This is a genomic window from Citrobacter sp. CRE-46 (assembly GCF_059615875.1).
On record NZ_CM184341.1, the window covers coordinates 1,236,308 to 1,254,027 of the forward strand.

Consider the following 17,720-nt stretch of genomic DNA (forward strand, 5'->3'; position numbering starts at 1 on the left):
ATCATGTCCAGACTCCGTACTTTAGCAACGGCTTTAGTCGCCGTTGCCGCGATGACGATGTGCGCCACCCCTGTATTCGCTAACCCCGGTAACGGTAACGGCAATGGTAATAGTGGCAACCATGGTAATAGCGGAAACAAAGGTAATAGTGGTAACAGCCAGAAAGGAAACGCCGGCCAAAAAAATAATGCACATACGGAACAGCGTAAAAATTATGGCAAGCCGGATCACGTGGATAGCGACATCAGCTATAACGTGGCCAGGCAGTATGCTGTCAGATACGGTTTGACAGGGTATAAATCACTGCCGCCAGGCATTGCCAAAAATCTGGCGCGAGGAAAACCGCTTCCTCCGGGGATCGCTAAAAAAAGCGTTCCACCTTCTATGTTGAATCAACTGCCGTATTATCCTGGTTATGAATGGCAGGTCGTTGGCGACAATTTGGTGTTGATTGCACTGAGCACGGCGATTGTCACTGCCGTTATTAATGGCGTGTTTGATTGATTCGCCACGGAATTAATTTGCTCTGTTGTGCCTGCTGGACGCCCGCATTACGCGGGCTTTTTCGTTAAGTAAGGTCAGGTTCATAACCCGTACAGCTTTATTTTTCGATAAAGCGTGGCAATGCTGATCCCCAGTTCGGTCGCTGCCTGTTTTTTCCCCTCCACGCTTGCGCCAAATCGCTGGATGACATTTTCTATGGCCTCCCTTTCCGCTTGTTTTCCCTTATTAGCAAGCTGCTGAGGCTGGGCTGTCATCGACGTTTTTCTGTTGTCAGCTGCGGTGAGCAGGTAAGGAGGCAGATGGCTGGCGTTGATCCCTGCGGCTTCCCCGCGCATCACGAAAATATATTCGATAACGTTACGTAATTCACGAATGTTGCCAGGCCAGTGCCAGGCATAGAGGCGGTTGATGACGTCATCGGGAAGTTGTTGTGATGGTCGCTGATAACTGACCGAAAACTCATCGGCAAAATATTGTGCGAGGACCGCAATATCTGCCCGCCGTTCGCGCAACGAGGGAAGAACCAAAGGGACCACGTTCAGGCGATAGAAAAGATCTTCGCGAAACTGATTACTCTCCACCATCGCGTTAATGTTTTTGTTAGTCGCGGCAATAATTCGTACATCAATATTGATGGTGTTGTTAGACCCGACGCGGGTGATCGCTTTTTCCTGCAGAACCCTGAGCAGCTTAGCCTGCAGATGAAGCGGCATATCGCCGATCTCATCCAGAAACAGACTGCCGCCGTTGGCCAGTTCAAATTTTCCCACGCGGCCTTTGGGGTCGGCCCCGCTGAATGCGCCGCGCACATAACCAAACAGTTCGCTTTCCAACAACTGTTCGGGAATGGCAGCACAGTTGATTGTTACGAAGGGGGCGGCTTTACGGGGGCTGCTCTGGTGAATGGCAAATGCCACGACCTCTTTTCCTGAGCCACTTTCGCCGGTAATAAGCACACTGGCATAGCTGTTGGCGATTTTACCGATCGTGCTTCTGAGCTGTTCCATCAAGGGGGAGTGACCAATCAACCGCACCTGGGTGTCGGCCTCATAAGGCGATGGAAGAAGGGTACTCAGGTAGTCGTGCGCGTCACGAAAGATAATCATGGTTAAGCGATCGTTATCCAAAGACGAGAGCGAAATTTGCTTGCACAGTACATGGTATTTCTGACCTTCGAGCGTCAGCCAGGCCTCCTCATCGCCATACAAACTGTCCCCGGTTGTTTCAATGGTCAACGGTAATCCCTGAACCTCGCGATTGAGAATGCGATCGGCTGAATGGTTGGCATGCCAGACAAGACCATCACCATCGATTGCCACGACGCCGCGGTCCATGGCATCGATCAGACGGCGAAATGCGCCCAGCCGTTCTTGCGCGCGTAAACGTTCCAGACATTCAAAAACCTTACTGGAGATCATCACGGCTATTTGCTCAATGAAAGTAACAAATTTCTCAATCTGGCCCAGGAGGGTGTCGCGCTGCGCCTGGGTTGAGCAAATAATCCCGATCACCCCAATGACGCGATTGTTGAGAAAAATTGGTGCGTTCAAATCCAGCATTTCAGAACAATAGTGGTGTTTTTCACATAACTGACACAGCGGATGTTCGCCAGGATTTTTGATCAGCACCGTTTCCCGCACCTGTAAAACGTGGCGGTAGATGTAGCCATTTTTTGCCACGTTTTCATTGAGCATATGCCGGTATTTACCGGTGCCAGCGATGCGCATTAAAGATTCATCAATGATCTCAACATCCGTTCCGGTGATGCCAGAAATAGCATCGGCATAATTGCATATATCATCCTGAATATTGCTGAGTACTGAAATCATGCTACTTCTCCGGCGCGTGTCGCATTTCTCATGGAAAATGATAAATAGGCGAACTAATCCCAAAATGATTTGCGAAAAATCAATCTACCGCTCTGTTTTAGTATGTTTTTTTTATTTTATCTTCCGCGATCACACTATTTATCAATTGTGAGAATTTATCAAAATGAAACGATAAACTAACGCGATGATATTTTTGGCTGCAAATCTTGTATTCTATCTATTTAATTGAAATTTAAGTGTTTATTAAATTATTTATAAGATTTTACTCAATTAATAAAAAGCTGGTAAGCATTTTGCTCTATTGGCATTACCGATAGCGGAAATATCTCTGTATGACATCAATTGCAGGGAATGGATTACCAGCACAATGAGGTTTTATGATGCAGGAAAACTTATCATTTTTTATCAACCAGACACCGTTTACCGAACATCCGAACGCGCCGTTGGCTCCGTTTAGCCGCCAGGAGTTGGTCAAGGCGTTGAATTTTCATCGGTCTATTCCGGGATATTCCCCAACGCCGTTGTATACGCTGCCGGCACTTTCACAAAAACTGGGTGTAAAAAATATCTACCTCAAAGATGAGTCGCAGCGTTTTGGCCTGAAAGCCTTTAAAGCGCTGGGCGGTTCCTATGCGATGGCGTGCCATATCGCTGAATTACTCGGTAAAGATATCAGCGAATTACCGTTTGATGTGATGACCAGCGAAGAGGTGCGCCGCGATCTGCAAACCGTTACGTTTGCTACCACCACCGATGGCAATCACGGTCGCGGCGTTGCCTGGATGGCGCGACAGTTGAAGCAAAATGCCGTGGTTTACATGCCAAAAGGTTCTTCACAGCAACGTCTGACGTCGATCCGTAACGAAGGCGCTACTGCCGAAATCGTCGATATGAACTATGACGATGCGGTTCGCATGACCGCGGAACAGGCGGAAAAGCATGGCTGGATAGTGGTGCAGGATACCGCCTGGGAAGGGTATGAAAAGATCCCGCAGTGGATTATGCAGGGTTACGGCACGCTGATGCTGGAGGCGATCGACCAACTGCATCAGGTTGCGCCGACGCATATTTTTGTTCAGGCAGGCGTTGGCTCGTTTGCCGGCATGGTTCAGGGAATGGTGACAGCGGCATGGGGAGAAAATCGCCCGAAAGTGATCGTCGCCGAGGCGTTAATTGCCGATTGTCTCTACCGCTCCGCCCGCTCGAAAGAGGGTGATGCCATAGCGGTGGGCGGAGATTTGCAAACCGTGATGGCTGGTCTCGCCTGCGGTGAGGCAAATAGCATTGGCTGGAAGCTGTTGCGTGATTATGCCACCGCATTTGCCTCCTGCCCGGATGAGGTTGCGGCGCTTGGCATGCGCATGTTGGGTAATCCGCTGGCAGGCGATCCGCAGATCGTTTCTGGTGAGTCCGGGGCGGTGACGACCGGCCTGCTGTCACTGCTGATGTCCTCGCCTGAACTGGCGCAAACGCGTGCGCAACTGGGACTGAATGAGCATTCCCGCGTGTTGTTGATAAGTACTGAGGGTGACACTGACCCACAACAGTATCTGGATATTGTCTGGGGCGGTCAGTACCCGGGCATCAACAAATAATTTCCTGATTGAGAATAAGAACGGAGAAACCCATGTTATCTGCAAACCGTATTGAAGAAGTGATTAAAAACTGTCAGGCGCTAATCCAACAAAAAAGTTATTCCGGTCAGGAAGGGGAAGTGGTTAATGCCATAAAAACAATGATGCAGCATTACCAGTTCGATGACATCCATGTTGATAAGTACGGCAACATTGTTGGCGGTATCGTGGGTAATCAGCCAGGGAAAACGCTGGTCCTCGATGGACATATTGATACTGTACCGGTGAACGAAGAGAAGTGGACCCGCAACCCGTACGGCGGTGATATCGAAGATGGCAAGATTTATGGTCGCGGTACGACCGACATGAAAGGCGCCGTGGCGGCAATGATCTCCGCCGTGGGTTTTTTCGGCCAGGACAACCAGCGTAATTTCGCCGGGAAAATCTACGTTGCCTGTATCGTGCATGAAGAGTGCTTTGAAGGCATTGCCGCTCGTCTGGTCAGCGAGCGCTATAAGCCAGACTACGTAATCATCGGTGAAGCTTCCGAGCTAAACCTGAAAATTGGCCAGCGTGGCCGTGCTGAAATTGTGGTTGAAACGTTTGGTAAACCTGCGCACTCCGCCAACCCGCAGGCAGGGATTAACGCGGTGTATAAAATGGCGCAATTGATCGACAAAATTCGCACCATTACCCCGCCAACGCACCCCGTACTCGGGCCTGGCATTCTCGAACTGACCGACATTAAATCTTCGCCGTACCCGGGTGCCTCGGTCGTGCCGGATTACTGCCGCGCAACCTACGATCGCCGTTTGCTGGTGGGCGAAACCAAAGAAAGCGTCATTGCCCCGCTGGAAAATGTCCTGGCAGAATTCATCACGCAGGATCCGCAGTTTAAGGCCCGTGTCTCCTACGCTGTGGGCCAGGAGTCTTGTTATACCGGTGCCACCATTGAGGGGGAGCGCTTCTTCCCGGGCTGGGTGTATGACGAGTCGGACGAATTCGTGCAAGCCGCTCTGGCTGGCGTCCGCGAGGCCGGGTTTAATCCGACCATCACGCAATACTCATTTTGCACCAACGGTAGTCACTATGCGGGCGAAGCGGGAATTAAAACTATCGGCTTCGGACCTTCGCGTGAAAATCTGGCGCACACCATTGATGAGTATATCGAGATCGATCAGTTAACCGGTTCGGCCAGCGGCTATTACAGCATCATCCAGACACTCTATCGCCAATAAAAGAACGATAAAAATCCTCTTACCTTACAGGCGGTGCCGCGCAGCGCCGCCGCAATGGAGAATAACGATGAAAACCATTTTCAAAAACGGAAATGTGATCGATGGGACGGGCAGTGAAGGCAGAATTGCCGATGTGGTCGTTGATGACGGACGTATTGTCGCAATCGGTCAAATAGAAGCTGGCGTCAATGAACAGGTTATTGATGCCACGGGAAAAATTATTTGTCCTGGCTTTATTGATACCCATACGCACTCTGACCTGTCGGCGATTATTAACCCCGCGCTGTCGGCAAAAATTCGCCAGGGAATTACCACTGAATTGCTGGGGCAGGATGGCGTCGCGTTAGCACCGTTGCCGGAAGAATATATTCCGGCGTGGCGTAAAAATATTGCCGGACTGGACGGTGATACCGACAAAATAGACTGGAAATATAAAAATACGGACGGTTATCTCAATCTGTTGGCATCACGACATCCGGCGACAAACCTTGCCTATTTAGTTCCGCATGGCAACGTGCGCATGGAGGCGATGGGGCTGGATGGGCGGCCTTCGACCCGTGAAGATGTGGCGAGGATGTGCGAAGTCCTTGAGCGGGAATTAAAAGCGGGCGCGTTTGGTCTTTCCACCGGGCTTATCTATATGCCTTGCGCCTTTGGCGATACTGCCGAAATGATTGAACTGTGCAAGGTCACGGCGAAATATAACGGGATCTTTGTGGTACATCAGCGCAGTGAAGCTGACGATATTATCAACTCAACGCAGGAGCTGATTGATATCGCCAAAGCCACAGGCGTCTGGCTACATATTTCACATATGAAGGTCTGCGGAAAGAAAAACTGGGGGCTGATCGACCAGATGCTGGGAATGCTGGAGCAGGCGCAGGAAGAGGGGATCCGCATCTCTTTCGACCAGTATCCCTATGTGGCGGGCAGCACGATGCTCGGCGTGATCCTGCCGCCATGGGTCCACTCCGGTGGAACAGACAAATTACTGGAACGCCTGGCCTCACCTGAACTGCGCGCCAAAATGATCGAGGATATTCAGCAGGGCATCCCTGGCTGGGATAACTTTATCGATTTTGCCGGTCTGGACCAGATTTTTGTTACCAGCGTGAAAACGGCCAAAAATCAGGATGCCGTTGGTCTGAACCTCGTCCAGTTGGGTGAATTGCGCGGGAAAGACCCCTACAACGCCACCTTCGACCTACTTTATGAAGAAGAAAACGCTGTCGGAATGGTCGACTTCTACGGCACTGAAGAGCATGTGATTAAGTTTCTCTGTCGGCCAGAGCAAAACGTTTGTACCGACGGTTTAATGGGGGCCGGAAAACCGCACCCTCGCGTGTTCGGCGCATTCCCACGTGTGCTCGGTAAATACGTACGTGAAGAGGGATGTCTGAGCTGGGAAGCGGCAATTCGCAAAATGACGGGTAAACCTGCTGAGGTGCTGGGCCTGCAGGATCGCGGGCTGCTGAAGGTGGGTTACGCGGCGGATATTGTGATGTTCGATCCGAACACTATCGCTGATAGGGGCACGTTTGTTGAACCTAATCAGTATCCGCAAGGGATTGAAATTGTCATGGTTAATGGGCGCATTGCCTTAATTAATGGCACGGAAAGTTATGCCTGTAGCGGTACGGTTATAAGAAAACAATATTAATAAATAACGCTAAACACGCATTGATCTATCGCGACTATTTATGGCCGCGGTAGATCGCTACACCCTAAGGACATCACAATGAACCTACAAACATCTTTACCTTCAGGTAAACCAAAGACCTGGAAAGCAAGATATACCGTCCTGACATTAATCTGGCTGGCGTGGCTCCTCTCTTTTCTCGACAGAATGGTCATGAGCGTTTCGCTCCCTTATATCGGCAAAGATTTAAATCTGGATACCACCCAACAAGGTTTAATTATTAGCGCCTTTTTTATTGGTTATGCCGCGTTTCAAATTCCCGGTGGTTTACTGGCGGATAAGTTTGGCTCGCGTAAAATCATGGCCATTGGTATTGCCTGGTGGTCTGTTTTCACCAGCTTAACCGGCGCTGTGCTGACGCTACCGCTAATGCTGGCAGTGCGCTTCTTCTTTGGTATCGGCGAAGGGTGCTTCCCGTCGGCCTCCTGGAAGATGATTTCGACCTATTTCCCGTCGAAAGAGCGCGGGCGCGCGACGGCGATTCAATCAACGGTGAACACCTTAGGCCCGGCGCTGGCGGTTGTGGTCGCAGCCAGCATTATTGGGGCTTTTGGCTGGCATATGGTTTTTATCGTGCTGGGTATTCCTGGACTGTTTATTGCCGCAGGGATCTACTTATTTACGCGTGACAACCCGAAAGATCACCCCGCCATTACGCAGCAGGATCTGGCGGAACTGGCCGTTGACGATCAGGGTGGGCTGCAAAATACCAGCGCTATCGCGTTTAAAGACGTACTCAAAATGCCGGTGCTCTGGCAAATGGCAAGTATCTGGTTTTTGTTTGATATCACCTTCTGGGGATTTTCAACCTGGTTGCCCAGTTATCTGATCACCGTACGTGAATTTTCTCTGGCCAAGACCGGCGTAATGGCGGCAATTCCCTTCCTGTTTGGCGCAGGAGGCACATTGTTAGGCGGATACTGTTCAGATAAATTCAAACCGATGCGTAAAACGTTGTACGTCGTCACCTCAGTCATTGCCGCAGGCTTCCTGTACCTGACCTTCAGCGTAAGCAGCGCAGATATGGCGGTGGTTTATCAGTGTATTTCAGCCCTGTTCATGTTCTTCGCTATGGCGACGTTCTGGGGAATTTTGATGGATACCATCCCCAGCAACATTATGGGACGGGCGTCGGGGATCGTTAACTTTGGCGGCCAGATGGCGGGCGTTGTTTCTGCACCTATCATCGGCTGGCTGATCCAAAGCAGCGCAGGAAGCTATAACAGCGCCTTTATCTTTATGATTGCCGCACTGTTATGTTCTGCCGTCGTTACGCTGACCGTGAAAAACTCGCGCGCGGTTGGAGCATTACCCAGTCAGGCTTGATTAATGTCTGTCTCCTGTGGCTCTGCTGTTTCAGAGCCACAGGGATTGAGGGGCATCAACGTTTAATCACTCGCAATAACTGAATTTCCCGCCAGATGTACAGTTACCACTGCAATTCTATTCCTCTCCTTATTAAGAATTAAGCATAATAAATGAAAGACCAGTCCTACATGTGTAGGAATATTCCCTCTATAATGTGTTAATGATTTGATCTACAGAAAGGCTCAAGGTTTAATTCTTGTAAGTCTAAATGTTATTTTTATGATTTATTCATCTTGATTATGAAAAAATCATAAAATATACACGTGACTATGTTAGAATTTGCGTCCTGGGTCTGGCACTTATAAATCAGTAATATTGAAGACTCACCTGCACTATAGCCATCGCCTCTCTTTATTTATCGGGATTCTTATACGCAATGAACGCGATAATCGTTGATGATCACCCTTTGGCCCGCATTGCCATTCGCAACTTACTCGATACTAATGGTATCACTGTGACCACTGAACTCGACAGTGGCGAGCAAGTCGTACAGGTGGTTGAGAAAAACAAACCTGAACTACTAATTATTGATGTGGATATTCCTGGTATCAGTGGCATTGAGGTGCTGGAACAATTACGCAAGCGGCACTATGCTGGTGTGATCATTATCATTTCAGCAAAAAATGAATATTTTTATGGTAAACGTAGTGCTGAATACGGTGCTAACGGATTTGTGAGTAAAAAAGAAGGCATGAATAATATTCTTGCCGCCATCGAAGCCGCCAAAAATGGTTATAGTTATTTCCCTTTCTCCCTTGAACACTTTACTGGTTCATCGGCCAGCGAACAGGATAAACTTGATACGCTATCAACACAGGAAATGAGAGTGTTGCGTTATATCCTTAATGGTATGGATTACAGTACGATTGCCAGTAAAATGAATATCAGTAATAAAACGGTCAGTACTTATAAAAGTCGTTTAATGGAAAAATTAGATTGTTCTTCATTAATGGAAATTTATGATTACGCGCAAAGAAATAAAATAGGGTAGAGTAATGCTGGAACGCTTATTTATTTTTTTGATGGTCATATTTACCATCGGATTATTTACGGATGTGAGTTCAGCGCGCCAGGTTGAACTAAAAAGTAACTATAATACTGCGGTGCAAAATATCAGCTTAAACAGGGAAGAAACAAACTGGTTGGCGCATAAAAAAACATTAGTGGTTGGCACCTGGTTACCGGAAGTCTCACCTATTGTCTATCAAAACAGCGGGGAAAATTATCGGGGCGTTAACGCGGACTACCTTGCGCTAATGCAAAAAAGTCTCAATGTAAAAATTGTTATAAAGCAATACGATAACGAGCAGCAGGCGCTTGCCGCACTCGCCAGTAATGATGTTGATACGTTGATAACCCAGCTTTCCCGGCGGCAGGATGTCGGCGGGCATTTACTGCGCACATCGGCATTACTCACAACGTGGCCGACGCTTGTGACGTCATTAAAAAACACGATGCTACCGCTGATGACGAACCATAAGGTCAGCGTCGCCTGTGTGCGGGATTGCCCTTTTCTTAACGTTATCCAGGACGCTTTTCCTGATGCTAAAGTCTCATTTTATGACGACGAGTATCAGGCAATGGCGTCGGTGGTGAACGATGATAACCAATATTATATTGGTAACAATATTACCACTAGTCATTGTATCTCGCGGTATTTCTCGCAATCCCTGGTTATTACGCATTATTTTGATAAGCAAGAACAATATAATTATTTTGTGGTTAATGAAAATCAACCGCTATTAAGAAATATTCTTGATGGTTTTATTACGTCAATAAGTAATGAAATCCATATGCAGGTGATGCAGAACTGGTTAAATCGCGGTAATCTTGCTTATCTGAATGCGCCCATTCCTTTCAGTCATCAGGAAAAAGAATGGCTGAAGAATAAACATACTATCCGCATTTTGATCAACCCGGATTACCCACCCTATACGCTGGTAGATAGCAGCGGCGAGTTACGCGGTATTCTTGGCGATTTGCTGAATATTATTCATCTGCAAACGGGTCTTGATTTTGAACCTGTTTTGGCCACGTCCAGAAGTGAACAGACCAAACTCATCAGTGGTGGGCAGTGGGATATGTATCCGACGATCGCCCCGACTAACCAAAACCAGGACGATTCGGCATTGAGCGATCCGCTGATGAATGTTGCATTCGTGGTTATCACATCGCGCCAGGAAACAGTCGACTCGCTGCTGGGAAAACCGATACGTATTGCTCTGCCTGCCGGACATATTCTGGAACGTGGCCTTAAACAACAGTATCCGCAGGTGACCTGGGTGAATGCGGATACCGGTAGCGCTGCAATGGCTATGGTCAAGGAGGGCGACGTTGATGCGGCAATCGCGACCGAATTGTCGGCAAAGTTCATTACCGATCATTACTACCAGAATAATATGCACTTCTTCCGGCTGCCTGATATGCCAGGCGCATCGGTGAGTTTTGCTATTTCTTCTCATGAGCCGATGCTGAAGTCTGTCATTGATAAGGCCCTGCAAGCCATACCTCCGCGTGAAATTTTACAAATGACGGAGAAGTGGTCGAAGATTTCCAATACGCAGGTTGATATCTGGAGCCGATATAGTAAACAGTTCTATCAATTGGGGTTATTTGCGCTGGTACTTATTGCTATTAGCCTGATCTGGGGGATATCACTCTCCCGTGAAGTCCGTAAAAGAAAGCAATCGCAGCGGTTACTGGAAGAACAGTTGCATCTCAAAGAGGTTTTATCTCAAGAGCTGGAGACCGAAAAGAATAAAGCGATTGCCGCCACAAAAGCCAAAAGCCGTTTTCTGGCGAGCATGAGTCATGAGTTACGTACCCCGGTAAGCTCGATTGTTGGTTTTGTGGAATTACTCTCAAGCTCTGAGCTCAGTCCGGCACAACGCAAAGAGGCCATTGCATTGACCGGGGCGACGGCCCAATCATTGCTGGGACTGATTGGTAAGATTCTGGACGTTGATAAGATTGAATCCGGAAAATATGAGGTTGTTCCCCAGTGGACCGATCTCTCGCAGCTTATTGAATTGCAGTGCCACTCTTTCGATGCCCTGGCCAGGCAGAAAGGTATATCGCTTGCCTGCGTCAGCCAGTTGCCAGTAAATGAACGGGTATTTGTCGATCAGCAGGCTTTGCGGCAAATTCTCACCAATCTGCTGGGAAATGCGCTGAAGTTTACGGCGCAGGGCAGTATTCATGTTACGGCCCGACTGACTCCGGACACAGATAATCACGGCACCCTGACAATCGCCATCAGTGATACCGGTTGTGGCATTAGCGAAGAAGAGCAGGCTGGACTGTTCCATCGTTATGCTCAGGGGCGTTGCGGACGTCAACAAACGGGGTCTGGTCTGGGGTTATTTATCTGCAAAGAACTGGTAACGCTGATGGGCGGTACGCTGGAACTGAGGAGTATTCCGGCTCAGGGAACCACGTTCACGATTACGCTACCGGTTGAAACTGCCCGACAATCGATAGTAGCGGATGGGGATACCCCGGGCGCAGTGTTGCCGCTACCGTGTCTGTCGATTCTGATCGCAGACGATAACCCAACTAATCGCCTGCTGCTTAAACGCCAGTTGAATACCATTGGCTACAGCGTAGATGAGGCCTGTGATGGCGAGGAAGCCGAAGCCAAACTGGCCAAAAAATCATACGACCTGTTGATAACCGACGTGAATATGCCGAAGAAAGACGGGTTTGATCTCGCGGCTTCACTACGTCGTCAACAACCTCATTTGCAAATATGGGGGCTGACGGCCAGTGCGCTCCCGCAGTCACGCGATCGATGTTTGCAAAACGGTATGAATTTGTGTCTGTTTAAGCCGGTGTCAATCCAGACGCTGACGCATGAACTGAGCAAAATCGACACGGGCTATGCGTCACCTTGTGCAATCCGGCATTTAAAATTCAATGTACTGACTGAAAATACCGGTGGCGATCGCGCATTAATGAACGAGATACTCGAAACATTCCGCGAAGCAACGCTGAGTGATTTACAAGCGGCTGAGAAAGCCGTTGCGCAAGATGAGCCGCAGCTGTTTTTACGGGCGCTTCATCGGTTGCATGGTTCGGCGCAAATTCTGGGTATCACCGCGCTTCAGACGCTGTGCGAACCTTTTGAGTCTATGCGACATGACGATCTTCCGCTGGCTGTACGGCAGCAGGCATTACAGAAAATTGTTGCTGTCATGCGAGAAATTGAAATTGAGATCGACAGTCTGATGAGCCATTAATCCCCCCGGATCAGGTAGCCGTAGCTGCCCGATCCGGAGAGAAATGTCTTGATTCATCACTCGTTAGTACAGAGTATTACTGGCCTGCACCCACCATTTCGCTATCAATAACAATACCTTCTTCAGCACCTTTTAACACAAGGTTAGCCTCATAAAATTTACCCGTGGACAGCAGTTTTTGGGCGCTGGCAACGGCTTTACGCGTCTGATTCAAAGGCATCAGGTATTGGGTCTGAAGCACGCTGATCCCTGCCAGTTGCAAGGTATCCACTGCACCTTTCCAGTCACCTTTGGCCATTTTGCCGTTCGCGGTTTTGATAGCAGATTCTTTTTCCGGCGTAGCAATATAATCTTCTGATAATGCGATCGTAGCGTTAATAATTACGTACTGATCGTCAATCATCTTCGCCTTAGGCGCTGCTTTGACAAATTTCGCCCAGTCGCTGCTGTCGCCTGCCAGCAGGGAAGCGGCGTCATTGGTTAATTTTTTTGCGCTGTCAGGCTGTCCGTGAAACAGAGCCAGACGAGCCAGTTGAATATCGCGCATCGCATTGGCGCCTTGTACGGCGACCTGCATAATATCGGCTGCTTCTTTTTGTACATTGGCTGTGGCTGTTTGTGCCGCAGTGGGAGTAGTGGCAGATGCCATTACCGGAGCTGAACCCATCATAGTTGCAAGCAGACCTGCAAGAATAATCTTTTTCATTACGTTCTCCTGAATAAAGTTGGTATTGTTCACCAAACGCAATAATCATATTAAATAAGTTTAAAGAGAGGAATCAGAGCCAGGATAGAATAATGAGCGCTTAATCTTACAGGTGTCAGACGTCTGACATGTGTAGGATTAAACGGATAACAACATTCCTTTCTTCTTATATACGCATCCTTATCTGAAGTCTTATTATTTCATTGTAAGTAATATGTATTGTGTGAGTATTAACTCTTTTATTAGTAGGTTACATTACGTTTACATGTAACGGAGGATGTATGTTCATTTTTAATCAGCAAGCCCTGAGAACGTTTAACGAAAAAACACTTTCTCATTATAAAAGACACGCAACAATTATGGCGGTGCTGTTGTTGGTATGTGGTATTTGCTGCTTAATCTATCCTATCGCTGCTGGCGTTTACTTAAGCTATGCGACAGGTTTTATGTTCCTGGTGTGCGGTTTTTATTCTATTTATAGCCTGTTTAGCGCCGGGAAGAAGCAGTTGAAAGCCAAATTTACCTATGCATTTTTTGCTATCGCATGGTTACTGCTGGGGTACTGTTTCCTTGTTAACCCGGTGATTGGCATGAATTCGTTGGCTATGGTTTTTTGCTGCTTGTTTATTCTTGGCGGTATTTTTCGTGTGGCTTCCGGAGTTCAAATGTTCCGCAGTCCGGGCTATGGCTGGAACATTTTTATCGGCATTTTAGATCTGCTTATTGCTGGCGTATGGCTGAATATGGATCCCGACAAGTCTTACGTGTTTACCTCGATTTTTATTGGGGTCGAGATGATCTTCAGTTCTTTGGCTTTTATCAGTCTGCGCAGGAATACGAAGTTGGTAGCAACAGACAAACTTGCTAATAACCATTAAAACTGCCTCTGGAGTGTATCGTGAATATTAAAATGATGGTTTCAGCTGTTGTTATTATGACCTCTGTTTTGGCACCGATGAGCTGTGCGTTTGCTACTCAGGCAACCGAAGCTGCGCCACAAGATATGACCTGTAAAGAGTTTGCTGATATGAGTCGGCAATACATGACGGCAATTGCCTTTGTGATCGTTAATAAAAATTCTGACTTTAAAGGCGATGATTATGTTCCGCTGCATGAGGTGGAAACTGTCGCTGTTCCGAAAATGATTAACATGTGTCATCAACACCCGGATACGAAATTAGGCGAACTGACCGTAAATCTGAAGGGGGCCGGTCTGCATTACTGATTAACCGTTTCGATAGCCTGGCTTTAGTTAGAATTGACAACCTCTGTCCCCACACCCACATTTCCCCTCACAATAAAATAACTCGCTCAGCTATCCACGAGGAAACTCGCTGGATAGCAGTGTCTGCTAACTACTGTAGGTCTGATAAGCGAAGCGCCATTCCTGGGATCTTATTACCCGATCCCAGGGATAAGCACTTACAAGGGTAGGGAATCAATGTCGGGTTTTAAATCGCGCCAGCATGTTTTCGACAAGAACAAAGAAGACCGGAACAAAGTAGATCGCCAGCACGGTCGCGGCCAACATTCCACCGATAACGCCCGTACCGACGGCGTTTTGCGCGCCAGAGCCAGCGCCGTCACTTATTGCCAGTGGGATAACCCCCAGAATGAAGGCCAATGACGTCATCAAAATAGGACGTAAACGCATTTGCGCAGCTTCCACCGCGGCTTCAAGCGGCGTTTTTCCTTCTTTTTGCATAATCTCGACGGCAAACTCGACGATCAGAATAGCATTTTTAGCTGAAAGTCCCATGGTGGTGAGCAGGCCAACCTGAAAGTAAACATCATTGCTCAGGCCACGCAGATCGGTCGCCAGCAAAGCACCGACCACCCCAATTGGTACAACCAGCATTACGGAAAATGGTATTGACCAGCTTTCATACAGTGCCGCCAGCGCCAGAAATACGACGATCAGAGAAATGCCGTACAGCATTGGCGCCTGATGGGTGGACAGCGACTCCTGATACGACAGTCCCGTCCAGGCATAACCGACGCCCGCGGGCAGTTTATTAATCAGTGATGCCATAAATTTCATCGCATCGCCGCTGCTTTTCCCTGCGACCGGTTGGCCGAGAATTTCCATTGCAGGCTGTCCGTTGTAGCGTTCAAGACGGGGAGAGCCGTAGGTCCATTCGGTTGATGAGTAGGCTGAAAGCGGCGTCATCGCGCCGGAGGCGTTACGTACGTACCAGTGGTTGATATTGTCCGGCAACATACGGAACGGCGTATCGGCCTGGACATACACTTTTTTAACGCGCCCCTGGTTAAGGAAATCATTGACGTAGCGGCTACCAAACGCCGTAGAGATGGTCTGGTTGATATCCGACAATGCCACACCCATCGCCTCTGCTTTTGTCGCGTTGACATGAATGCGAAACATCGGCGTATCTTCCAGCCCATTTGGGCGCACCCCGTTAACTTCATCGGGTGACTGGCTGGCCAAAGCCAGGAGCTGGTTGCGGGCCTGCATCATCTTTTCATGCCCAAGGTTACCGTTATCCAGCAACTCCATATCAAAACCTGAAGCGGTACCCAATTCGGCGACTGCGGGTAAATTGAACGGATAAACGACGGCATTATTAATGGTGCTTAATGCCATCATTGCCCGTCGAATGATGGCGGTAACCGAGTTTTCTTCGCCAACGCGTTCTGACCACGGTTTCAGGCTGATAAATGCCAGACCGTTATTTTGCCCCTGTCCGCTGAAGCCAAATCCGCCAACGGTAAAAACAGACGCAACATTTTTCTGTTCTTTTGTCAGATAGTAATCCGTTATTTCCCCAAGCACTTTGCTGGTATTTACCATCGTTGAACCGGAAGGTAATTGTGCCGTGGTCATGAAAACGCCCTGATCTTCTTCAGGCAAAAAGGAGGTGGGAGTACGGAGAAACAGCACCATCATGCCAGCGCCAATCACTAAATAGACTACCATATAGCGTCCGGTGCAACGTAATAGCCTACGGGTGCTGTCAGTGTAGTGATGGGTGCATTTCTCCATGAAGTGATTGAAACGGGTAAACAGAAAATGGGTGTTTTCTGTTTCTCCCTCGTGGGATTTCAACAGCATAGCGCAGAGTGCGGGCGTCAGGCTCATCGCCACAAATACCGACAGCAGCATGGAGGAAATTAAGGTGATGGAAAACTGACGGAAAATTTCACCCGTTGCCCCGCTCATAAATGCCATTGGCATAAACACGGCGGATAAAACGACGGCAATACCAACCAGCGCTCTCTGGAGCTGCTCCATCGCTTTATGCGTCGCCGCTTTGGGTGACAAATGCTCTTCGGCAATAATACGTTCTACGTTCTCAACCACCACGATGGCATCATCAACTAGCAGTCCTATTGCCAGCACCATGCCAAACATCGTGAGCGTATTGATCGAAAAACCGGCGACGTCGAGTATCGCAAAGGTTCCGAGAATAACAACCGGAACCGCGATAGTGGGGATAAGCGTCGCGCGGAAACTTTGCAAAAACAGGTACATGACGAGGAATACCAGGATGATTGCCTCGATCAATGTATGAAACACACCCTGAATTGAAATCTCGATAAAGGGGGTAGTGTCATAGGGATAAACGGTTTTCATGCTGGCCGGAAACCAGGCTGATAACCTGTTCAGCTCTTGTTTAACGGCCTGAGATGTTTCAAGGGCATTGGCGCCAGCGGCAAGTTTAATTGCAATCCCGGCAGCGGGTTTTCCGTTGTAACGTGCCACCGTGGCATAATTTTCCGCACCCAGCTCAATACGAGCGACATCCCGCAGCAGAACCTGGGAGCCATCCTGCTGAACCTTAAGGAAGATCTTGCCAAATTCATCGGTAGTTTGCAGGCGTGTCTGAACAATGATCGACGCATTTAACTGCTGGTCGGCTGATTGCGGCATTCCTCCCAACTGTCCGCCCGATATCTGGTTATTCTGTACTTTGATCTGGGTAATAACGTCCTGCGGCGTAAGGTTATATTTGTCGAGCTTTTGCGGATCCAGCCAGATACGCATGGCGTATTGCGAACCGAATAACTGTACGCTCCCGACCCCGGGGGTGCGGCTCAGTGGGTCTTTAATATTCGACGCCACATAGTCAGCAATATCATATTGGCTCAGACTGTTATTATCAGAGATAAAACCCGCAACCATTAAGATATTGCTGCTGGATTTATCAACGCTGATCCCTTGCTGCTGGACTTCCTGTGGCAAGGAAGGCATCGCCAGCTGTAGCTTATTCTGTACCTGAACCTGCGCTATATCAGGTGAGGTCCCCGTTTTAAAGGTCAGGATAATCGACGCATTACCGGCCGCATCGCTGGTGGATGACATATACATCAGGCCATCAAGCCCGTTCATATTCTGTTCAATCACCTGAGTTACCGAGTCTTCAACGGTCTTGGCGTCTGCACCGGGGTAGGCTGCGCTAATGGTAATGGTGGGGGGAGCAATTTGCGGATATTGCGCGATGGGCAAGTTCATTATCGCGATACCGCCGGTAAACATCATGATAATAGCGAGCACCCAGGCGAAAACCGGGCGCTCAATAAAAAAGTTAGCCATGAAGAAAGT

General features: G+C 48.5%; 12 protein-coding genes. 9 read left to right on the forward strand and 3 right to left on the reverse strand.

The genetic code is table 11. The features are described from left to right. Window positions 1–3 precede the first annotated feature (3 nt). Window positions 4–504 carry an anti-virulence regulator CigR family protein gene (locus tag AC534G_RS05900; protein WP_038632857.1) on the forward strand — a complete coding sequence of 167 codons (501 nt, stop codon included), beginning with the start codon at window positions 4–6 and terminating at the stop codon, window positions 502–504. A gap of 80 nt (window positions 505–584) precedes the next feature. Here AC534G_RS05900 and AC534G_RS05905 read toward each other — a convergent pair whose 3' ends face one another. Beyond that, window positions 585–2,333: a sigma-54 interaction domain-containing protein gene (locus AC534G_RS05905; RefSeq protein ID WP_110497091.1), complete on the reverse strand. Its 1,749-nt coding sequence runs from the start codon at window positions 2,331–2,333 to the stop codon at window positions 585–587. Between the two features lie 380 nt (window positions 2,334–2,713). On the opposite strand from AC534G_RS05905, the gene dpaL reads away from it, so the two are divergent. From dpaL to AC534G_RS05935, 6 genes are all read left to right on the forward strand, one after another. After that, the gene (gene dpaL / locus AC534G_RS05910) at window positions 2,714–3,928 is read left to right on the forward strand and encodes a diaminopropionate ammonia-lyase (protein WP_110498796.1); all 1,215 of its coding nucleotides are present in this window, start codon (window positions 2,714–2,716) and stop codon (window positions 3,926–3,928) included. Between the two features lie 32 nt (window positions 3,929–3,960). Beyond that, window positions 3,961–5,145, forward strand: coding sequence for a YgeY family selenium metabolism-linked hydrolase (locus AC534G_RS05915; RefSeq protein ID WP_038632852.1), 1,185 nt, complete (start codon window positions 3,961–3,963; stop codon window positions 5,143–5,145). 67 nt (window positions 5,146–5,212) lie between these two features. Then, on the forward strand, window positions 5,213–6,805 hold the full coding sequence (locus tag AC534G_RS05920; protein ID WP_069324608.1) for an N-acyl-D-amino-acid deacylase family protein: 1,593 nt from the start codon (window positions 5,213–5,215) through the stop codon (window positions 6,803–6,805). A gap of 78 nt (window positions 6,806–6,883) precedes the next feature. After that, entirely contained in the window at window positions 6,884–8,170 is a 1,287-nt protein-coding gene (locus AC534G_RS05925) for an MFS transporter (RefSeq protein ID WP_042313230.1), read from the forward strand. Between the two features lie 418 nt (window positions 8,171–8,588). Further along, window positions 8,589–9,203, forward strand: a complete 615-nt coding sequence (gene evgA / locus AC534G_RS05930; RefSeq protein ID WP_038632843.1) for an acid-sensing system DNA-binding response regulator EvgA — start codon at window positions 8,589–8,591, stop codon at window positions 9,201–9,203. A gap of 4 nt (window positions 9,204–9,207) precedes the next feature. Then, window positions 9,208–12,450: a response regulator gene (locus AC534G_RS05935; protein WP_110497093.1), complete on the forward strand. Its 3,243-nt coding sequence runs from the start codon at window positions 9,208–9,210 to the stop codon at window positions 12,448–12,450. A gap of 76 nt (window positions 12,451–12,526) precedes the next feature. Here the strand turns inward: AC534G_RS05935 and AC534G_RS05940 are convergent, their stop codons facing one another. Further along, entirely contained in the window at window positions 12,527–13,156 is a 630-nt protein-coding gene (locus tag AC534G_RS05940; RefSeq protein ID WP_069324610.1) for a YfdX family protein, read from the reverse strand. A gap of 281 nt (window positions 13,157–13,437) precedes the next feature. Here AC534G_RS05940 and AC534G_RS05945 point away from each other — a divergent pair, with 281 nt between their 5' ends. Next, entirely contained in the window at window positions 13,438–14,034 is a 597-nt protein-coding gene (locus AC534G_RS05945; RefSeq protein WP_085048904.1) for a DUF308 domain-containing protein, read from the forward strand. Window positions 14,035–14,066: 32 nt separating this feature from the next. Then, on the forward strand, window positions 14,067–14,381 hold the full coding sequence (locus AC534G_RS05950) for an HdeA/HdeB family chaperone (RefSeq protein WP_051594538.1): 315 nt from the start codon (window positions 14,067–14,069) through the stop codon (window positions 14,379–14,381). A 213-nt stretch (window positions 14,382–14,594) separates the two neighbouring features. On the opposite strand, the gene AC534G_RS05955 is transcribed toward AC534G_RS05950, so the two are convergent. Beyond that, entirely contained in the window at window positions 14,595–17,711 is a 3,117-nt protein-coding gene (locus AC534G_RS05955; RefSeq protein WP_199981021.1) for an efflux RND transporter permease subunit, read from the reverse strand. Between the last annotated feature and the right edge of the window lie 9 nt (window positions 17,712–17,720).

What these genes read in the sequence shown, in the direction of transcription:
- AC534G_RS05950 (WP_051594538.1), top strand. Translation starts at nt 14,067, where the DNA reads ATGATGGTTTCAGCTGTTGTTATTATGACCTCTGTTTTGGCACCGATG.
- AC534G_RS05905 (WP_110497091.1), bottom strand. Translation starts at nt 2,333, where the DNA reads ATGATTTCAGTACTCAGCAATATTCAGGATGATATATGCAATTATGCC.
- AC534G_RS05955 (WP_199981021.1), bottom strand. Translation starts at nt 17,711, where the DNA reads ATGGCTAACTTTTTTATTGAGCGCCCGGTTTTCGCCTGGGTGCTCGCT.
- AC534G_RS05920 (WP_069324608.1), top strand. Translation starts at nt 5,213, where the DNA reads ATGAAAACCATTTTCAAAAACGGAAATGTGATCGATGGGACGGGCAGT.
- dpaL (WP_110498796.1), top strand. Translation starts at nt 2,714, where the DNA reads ATGCAGGAAAACTTATCATTTTTTATCAACCAGACACCGTTTACCGAA.
- AC534G_RS05900 (WP_038632857.1), top strand. Translation starts at nt 4, where the DNA reads ATGTCCAGACTCCGTACTTTAGCAACGGCTTTAGTCGCCGTTGCCGCG.
- AC534G_RS05940 (WP_069324610.1), bottom strand. Translation starts at nt 13,156, where the DNA reads ATGAAAAAGATTATTCTTGCAGGTCTGCTTGCAACTATGATGGGTTCA.
- evgA (WP_038632843.1), top strand. Translation starts at nt 8,589, where the DNA reads ATGAACGCGATAATCGTTGATGATCACCCTTTGGCCCGCATTGCCATT.
- AC534G_RS05915 (WP_038632852.1), top strand. Translation starts at nt 3,961, where the DNA reads ATGTTATCTGCAAACCGTATTGAAGAAGTGATTAAAAACTGTCAGGCG.
- AC534G_RS05945 (WP_085048904.1), top strand. Translation starts at nt 13,438, where the DNA reads ATGTTCATTTTTAATCAGCAAGCCCTGAGAACGTTTAACGAAAAAACA.
- AC534G_RS05925 (WP_042313230.1), top strand. Translation starts at nt 6,884, where the DNA reads ATGAACCTACAAACATCTTTACCTTCAGGTAAACCAAAGACCTGGAAA.
- AC534G_RS05935 (WP_110497093.1), top strand. Translation starts at nt 9,208, where the DNA reads ATGCTGGAACGCTTATTTATTTTTTTGATGGTCATATTTACCATCGGA.